Origin of the sequence: Arenibacter sp. F20364 (genome assembly GCF_023015905.1) — a bacterium.
Taxonomy (GTDB): domain Bacteria; phylum Bacteroidota; class Bacteroidia; order Flavobacteriales; family Flavobacteriaceae; genus Arenibacter.
This window is the reverse complement of the sequence record NZ_JALKBD010000174.1, coordinates 1-342: the sequence shown is the minus strand read 5'-3', so window position 1 is coordinate 342 and position 342 is coordinate 1. Positions and strand designations below refer to the sequence as shown.

At 52.0% G+C, this 342-nt stretch carries 1 tRNA gene; it reads right to left on the bottom strand.

The features are described from left to right. Positions 1-74: 74 nt before the first annotated feature. A tRNA-Ile gene (locus MWU84_RS24210) sits at positions 75-148 on the bottom strand. Positions 149-342: the final 194 nt, after the last annotated feature.

The window sequence follows — 342 nt, the reverse complement described above, 5'->3', positions numbered from 1 at the left end:
CTCGGCCCCGTAGTCTCAGGCAGACTTACCGCCATTGGCGGCATGAACTTCTCGTCCGCACTTCGCCTACGTTGTAGTCTCAGGCAGACTCGAACTGCCGACCTCTACATTATCAGTGTAGCGCTCTAACCAGCTGAGCTATGAGACTGTTCTAATCCCTAATAGCCTTCTGTGGACAACCGCCCCGATAATTCCTTAAAAGAGCGCCGCGCTCCCCGTCCGAACGTGCCGTTGCGGCGCGGGCGGGTAACCAGCTGAGCTATGAGACTCACTATAGTTTTTTAATTATAAAGACATAAACCGAAAAAACGGGCCCTTGAAAATCGCTCCATTGGCAAATTC